4 protein-coding genes and 1 pseudogene are annotated in these 6,906 nt (G+C 39.2%); all 5 read left to right on the top strand.

Annotated features, from left to right (window positions below; translation table 11 throughout):
* Positions 1–203: phosphoribosyltransferase (locus RT405_RS06850; RefSeq protein WP_396163413.1), on the top strand; the 203-nt coding region annotated here is incomplete at its 5' end.
* A gap of 108 nt (positions 204–311) precedes the next feature.
* A pseudogene (locus RT405_RS06845) lies at positions 312–2,349 on the top strand (ATP-dependent metallopeptidase FtsH/Yme1/Tma family protein).
* Positions 2,350–2,504: 155 nt separating this feature from the next.
* The gene (gene hslO, locus RT405_RS06840; protein WP_313468656.1) at positions 2,505–3,386 is read left to right on the top strand and encodes an Hsp33 family molecular chaperone HslO; all 882 of its coding nucleotides are present in this window, start codon (positions 2,505–2,507) and stop codon (positions 3,384–3,386) included.
* A gap of 381 nt (positions 3,387–3,767) precedes the next feature.
* Positions 3,768–4,700 (top strand): cysteine synthase A, encoded by a 933-nt coding sequence (gene cysK, locus RT405_RS06835; protein WP_313468654.1) that lies wholly within the window; start codon positions 3,768–3,770, stop codon positions 4,698–4,700.
* 344 nt (positions 4,701–5,044) lie between these two features.
* Entirely contained in the window at positions 5,045–6,556 is a 1,512-nt protein-coding gene (gene lysS, locus RT405_RS06830; protein ID WP_313468652.1) for a lysine--tRNA ligase, read from the top strand.
* Positions 6,557–6,906 lie beyond the last annotated feature (350 nt).

The raw sequence follows: 6,906 nt of genomic DNA, 5'->3' as shown, positions 1-6,906 counted from the left end.
ATATGTTCCGTTATCGCAAAGCGAAATCCGTCAAGATTGTCACCTTGCTTGATAAACCAGAAGGTCGGGTTGTTGATATGAAAGCTGATTATGTCGGGTTCTTAGTTCCGAATGAATTCGTCGTTGGCTATGGATTAGATTACGATGAACGGTACCGTAACTTACCGTATATTGGTATCTTAAAACCCGAAATTTACCAATAGAAATAAATGGTCAATGATGGTCAAATGTGGTATGATAAAATAGATTTAATAAGTTTAAACTAAAAAACAGGAAAACTATAAATGTTTATTTGTAGAAGGAGGGCGACAATGAAAAAAGGACTCTTAAAAAACGGTTTCTTCTATGCAATCGTATTTCTGGGAATTATCGGAATAGTGACTTGGGCAACAGGCGGCTCATCCGGTGAACAAAGTACTGAAATACCAGCTAGTGAATTCGTCTCACAATTAGAAGCCAATCAAGTTAAAAAATTTACGATCCAACCCAACGCGGGAGTATATAAAATTACCGGAGAATACCGTAAAGCTCAACCTTTGAAAAAAGGTTCTGATTCAAGTATCAATATTTTTGGATCAACTGAAACAACCAGTACTAAATTTACATCCGCAGTTTTACAAAACGATTCGACCGTTAGTGAAATTGACGCTCTTGCCAAAGAAAATAAAATTGAAATGGCCCCACTGCCAGAAGAATCATCTGGAATTTGGGTAACGCTCTTAGTTTCTGTATTGCCGTTAGTTATTTTTGTCTTTTTCATCTATATGATGATGGGTCAAAGTGGACAAGGCGGAGGCGGACAAGGCGGCCGTGGCGTAATGAACTTTGGCAAATCAAAAGCCAAAGAAGCAGATAATAAAGCAAACAAAGTTCGTTTTTCTGACGTTGCAGGTGCAGATGAAGAAAAAGAAGAACTGGTAGAAGTTGTTGAATTCCTGAAGGACCCAAGACGTTTTGCTGAATTAGGTGCACGCATCCCAGCAGGTGTTCTATTAGAAGGACCTCCAGGTACAGGTAAAACGTTACTTGCTAAAGCCGTAGCCGGTGAAGCAGGAGTTCCGTTCTTCTCGATCTCAGGATCAGACTTTGTTGAAATGTTCGTTGGGGTCGGTGCAAGTCGAGTACGTGATTTATTTGAAAATGCGAAAAAATCTGCTCCGTCTATTATCTTTATTGATGAAATCGATGCTGTTGGTCGTCAACGTGGCGCAGGCATGGGTGGCGGACATGATGAACGTGAACAAACCTTAAACCAATTACTAGTTGAACTGGATGGATTTACCGGAAATGAAGGCGTCATTGTCATTGCGGCAACTAACCGTTCAGACGTATTAGACCCAGCGTTGCTTCGTCCAGGACGTTTTGACCGTCAAATTCTTGTAGGTCGTCCAGACGTCAAAGGCCGTGAAGCCATCTTAAAAGTACACGCTAAAAACAAACCAATCAGCAAAGACGTTGACTTAAAAGTAGTCGCAACTCAAACACCAGGATTTTCTGGAGCTGATTTGGAAAACTTATTAAACGAAGCAGCTTTAGTGGCCGCTCGTCGTAATAAGAAAACCATCGATGCGCTTGATTTAGATGAAGCTCAAGACCGGGTAATTAAGTGATGCACGAGTGGTTCACAAAGTTACAATTGTTCCTCGTGGACGCGCTGGCGGATATGCTATTATGCTTCCAAAAGAAGACCGTTTCTTAATGACTAAAAAAGAAATGTTTGAACAAATTGTGGGACTGCTAGGAGGACGTGTAGCGGAAGAAATGATTTTCGACACACAATCTTCAGGAGCCAGCAATGACTTCCAACAAGCAACAGCGTTAGCTAGAAGCATGGTTACTGAATACGGAATGAGTGAAAAATTAGGTCCGGTTCAATACGAAGGCAATAGCCAAGTATTTGTCGGCCGTGATTACGGTCAAACAAAAGCTTATTCTGAACAGATTGCTTTTGAAATTGACCAAGAAGTACGCCGTATTGTTGTGGAAGCCCACGATGAAGCACGCCGTATCTTAGAAGAACACAGAGAGCAGCATAAATTGATTGCTGATAAATTACTGGAACTAGAAACACTAGATGAAAAAACCATTAAGAGCTTATTCGAGACGGGTGAAATGCCTGCAACGGGAGAGGCTTCAAATACTGACTATCCTCGTGAAACAGAAGGTGCATCATTTGAAGAAGCTAAACGTGCAAGAGAAGCTAAAGAAGCTGAGCATTTAAAGAAAGAAAAAGCCCAAGAAGAAGCTAAAAAGCATGAAACACAAGAAGATGCTGAAAAACTTGTGGAAGAAGTAAAAAAAGAATTAAATGATGAAAATCAAGAAGGAAATCAAGATGAGAATCGTTAATTCTTAAACGAATAAAAAAATAAAAGAGGGATTACACCTTGTGTGTGTCCCTCTTTTATACTGAAAAATTACTGCATAAATGAGTGTTCTTTACTTTAGTGCTAGTTTACTTTAAAGTTGCAGTAATGAAAACCACTATTAAAGGAGATAAAAAAATGTCAGATTATTTATTGAAAAGCTTGGGCTATGATGGCCAAGTGAGAGTTTATGTTGTTGACGCTACCCAAACGGTTGCAGAAGCACAACGCAGACATGAAACATGGAGTGCCGCTTCTGCAGCACTAGGCCGAACAATGATCGGAGCTTTACTGTTGGGAGCTACGCTTAAAGGCGAGGAAAAAATGACAGTAAAAGTTGAAGGGAACGGACCTGCTGGACACATTATCGTGGACAGTAACGGTAAAGGAGAAGTAAAAGGATATATTGCTAATCCGAAAATAAGTTTGCCGTTAAACGAATTTGGAAAACTAGATGTCCGTGGAGCTGTAGGAACAGAAGGCTCATTGACGGTTACGAAAGATTTGGGTATGAAAGAAGCTTTCTCTGGACAAGTTCCTTTAGTCAGTGGAGAACTGGGAGAAGATTTCACATACTATATGGCGAATTCTGAACAAACACCTTCTGCAATCGGGTTAAGTGTCTTAGTTGATACAGACGATTCCATTAAAGCCGCAGGAGGATTTATGATTCAAGTTATGCCGGGCGCAACAGATGAAACCATTACAGCATTGGAAAATCGTTTGGCTACTATCCCGATGATTTCTCAATTAATGGAAGAAGGCGCAACTCCTGAAGATATTTTAGAACGTTTAATGGGCAAAGATAATGTGAAAGTTTTAGAGCAATTACCGATTATGTTCAAATGTGACTGCTCTAAAGAACGTTTTTCACGGGCGATCATTGCTTTAGGGACAAAAGAAATAGAAGACATGATCATCGAAGACCAAGGAGCAGAAGCAAGTTGTCATTTTTGTGGAAATCACTATCATTATGATGTAGCAGATTTAGAAGCATTAAAAGCAGACGCTACCAACTAAATATGATTAGTAAAATTAAGAATTTAAATTAATTAGAAAATACGTTTCTTCATTATACACAAGATGAAGAAACGTATTTTTTTCTATTTGACAAGGAAAAATAGGAATGCCTAACAGACAAAAGGTAGAAAAAAGAGGCGACACCCTTAACTAGAAGGCGTCTAGCGGCCAAATGATGCTGATAATCAGTCTTTCAGCTAGTTCCCAAAATGCCATAAACATCAAGTCTAATGAGCAACCAAAGAAATAGGATGAATGATTTGGATAAAGCAGTGTGCTTTGTTCTTTCTTAATTACAAAAAGGAAGAGGTTAACGCTTGCTATCGAAAGCGATAAACACTAAAATTAACTTGTCAGATAAAACTTCTAGGGGGTTTATATATGGGTAAAATAGTCAATAGTATTACAGAATTAATTGGAGAAACACCGCTAATCAAATTATCTAATAAAGTAGTGCCGGCTGGTGCAGCAGATGTTTATGTGAAACTAGAATCTGCTAATATCGGTGGCAGTGTGAAAGATCGGATAGCGTTAAATATGATTGAAGTAGCTGAGCAAGAAGGTAAATTAAAAGCAGGAGACGTGATTGTTGAACCGACCAGCGGAAATACAGGTGTAGGATTGGCGATGATCGCTGCCGCTAAAGGCTACAAAGCTATTTTAGTGATGCCAGATACAATGAGCATAGAGCGGCGCAAGTTATTAAAAGCATATGGCGCTGAATTGGTATTGACGCCAGGAGCAGACGGCATCAAAGCGTCGATTGAGAAGGCTACAGAAATAGCCGCACAACCTGGTCATTTTATGCCTATGCAATTTGAAAATTTAGCTAACCCAGCAGTGCATGCAGCTACCACTGGTCCAGAAATACTGGATGCATTCAACGGAGTAGCGCCAGATGCTTTTGTTTCAGCGGTTGGAACCGGCGGAACGTTGACCGGAGCAGGGCAAGTATTAAAAGAAGCTGACCCAACAACGAAAATTTATGCGCTTGAACCTGCTGAATCCCCTGTGTTAAGCGGAGGTGTTCCTAGCCCACACAAAATCCAAGGGATCGGAACAGGATTTGTACCGCAAGTGTTAGATACACTGTTATATGATGAAGTACTGCAAGTATCTAGTGAAGACGCTATGGAAATGGCACGAAAAGTTGCTGAAAAAGAAGGGTTGTTAGTAGGGATCTCTTCAGGAGCAGCGATCAAAGGGGCAATTGAAGTAGCCGTTAAATTAGGTGCCGGAAAAAAAGTTGTGACAGTTGCTCCTGATAACGGAGAACGTTATTTATCAACTGCATTATTTCCAAGTGATGACTAATAAAATAAACTAAGAAGCTGGACCTGCGCGTCCAGCTTTTTAGTTTCTGCCAAAAAAACTACTTGCTTTTTCATCAAAGGCTTTTACTGAATGATAAACTATGATAAAATGGATCGTATAAATTTGTCGTTGATTTACTGAATCATTTTGTTGTGGAGACAGCAGAATCTGAAATGAAAAAGTTGAAGTGCACGAAGCTTAATTTGTTAAAAAAGCAAGAAAGTAAGTTAGAGAAGGCGAGAGACTAAGAACTTTTCTAATTTCCTTGCTTTTTTTGCGTGCTCTTGGCATTATTAAAGAAGACAGGTGTACAACCGAAACTAGTAAAGAATGGAGCGGAAGATATGAGTCGCGAAGATACACATGAAGTAGAAAACCATGAAGAAATGAATGATCAGTTACAAGTACGCCGAGAAAAAATGGAGCATTTGCGTGAACGCGGTATTGACCCGTTTGGCAGCCGATTTAAAAGAACACATCTATCAAGTGAATTACATGCGGCCAATGATGGCCTTTCTAAAGAAGAAATAGCTGAAAAAGAAGAAACTGTCACAGTTGCTGGCAGAATAATGACTAAAAGAGGCAAAGGGAAAGTTGGTTTTGCTCACTTACAAGACCGCAAAGGCCAAATACAAATTTATGTTCGGAAAGACGCTGTTGGCGATGAAGACTATGAAACATTTAATAGTGCCGACTTAGGCGACTTTATTGGCGTGACGGGGACGGTCATGAAGACGAACACAGGCGAAGTGACAATCAAACCTTCTTCTATTACACAATTGTCAAAAGCTTTACGTCCTTTACCAGATAAATACCACGGATTGACGAATGTAGAACAACGTTACCGTCAACGTTATTTAGATTTGATCAGTAACCAAGAAAGTTTTGATCGGTTTACTAAACGCAGTGAAATCATTCGTGAAATCCGCAGCTATTTGAATGCGCAAGATTACCTAGAAGTAGAAACTCCTACTCTGCACAATCTTGCAGGTGGAGCAGCGGCTCGTCCGTTTATTACACACCATAATGCGTTAGATATGGAATTGTACTTGCGTATTGCTCTTGAATTGCATTTGAAACGGTTGATGGTCGGCGGAATGGAAAAAGTGTACGAAATCGGACGTGTTTTCCGAAATGAAGGAATAGACACTACGCATAATCCAGAATTTACGATGTTAGAACTCTATACAGCTTATACCGATTTTGAAGATGTCATGGATTTAACAGAAGGCTTGATTCGAACAGTTGCTGAGCGTGTTCTGGGAACTGCACATATCACATACAATCAGCAAGAAATCGACTTAGCAAGTAAGTGGAAACGTCAGCATATGGTCGATGCTATCAAAGAACAAACTGGCGTTGATTTTTGGAAAGAAATGACTGATGAAGAAGCGATCGCTATCGCAAAAGAACATAATGTTCCGCTACCTGAACATAGCCAATTCGGTCATGTTGTAAACGAGTTCTTTGAAATGTTTGTAGAAGAAAAATTAGTACAACCAACGTTTATTTATGGACACCCAGTTGAAATTTCTCCATTAGCTAAGAAAAATACAGCTGATCCAAGATTCACTGATCGATTTGAAGTGTTCATTGTCGGACATGAATACGGAAATGCATTTAGTGAATTAAATGATCCAATTGATCAAAAAGAACGTTTTGAAGCACAAGTAAAAGAACGTGAACAAGGAAACGACGAAGCTCATCCAATTGATGAAGACTTTATTGAAGCTTTAGAATATGGTATGCCTCCAACTGGCGGTTTAGGAATCGGAATCGATCGCTTGGTTATGCTATTAACCGACGCTCAGTCCATTCGCGATGTTCTTTTATTCCCTGCTATGCGTAATTTATAAGCAATAGAAATAAGTTTCCTTTTTAAGGAAGCTTATTTTTTTAGGGGAAATGGAAACATAAAGAAGCAATTTTTAACGTTTTTCTTTAATCAAAAGTGAATAAAGCATAAAAACCAAGCTGGAAAATGAATAAATATTCTTTTAGAGATATGGGAAAACAAAACGATTTCCGTAAAAATAAAAATACCTTTCGCTTTTTTCATCAAAGTAAGCGGAATTATAACTAAAGGAATTCTTTTCATATGGATTAGCGAAAATAATTTTTTTGTTTACCTAAAAGCATTGACGAAAAAGTGAGAAGCTGTTATATTAGTAGATGTCGCAGCGATACATCGCAGCAACGAAAAATA

It is taken from the genome of Carnobacterium sp. (genome assembly GCF_032094055.1).
Lineage (GTDB): Bacteria > Bacillota > Bacilli > Lactobacillales > Carnobacteriaceae > Carnobacterium_A.
Note: the sequence above shows the minus strand (reverse complement) of the source record. Positions and strands in the feature narration are given on the sequence as shown.

Coding starts and splice junctions, on each gene's coding strand:
- hslO (WP_313468656.1), top strand. CDS start 2,505: ATGTCAGATTATTTATTGAAAAGCTTGGGCTATGATGGCCAAGTGAGA.
- cysK (WP_313468654.1), top strand. CDS start 3,768: ATGGGTAAAATAGTCAATAGTATTACAGAATTAATTGGAGAAACACCG.
- lysS (WP_313468652.1), top strand. CDS start 5,045: ATGAGTCGCGAAGATACACATGAAGTAGAAAACCATGAAGAAATGAAT.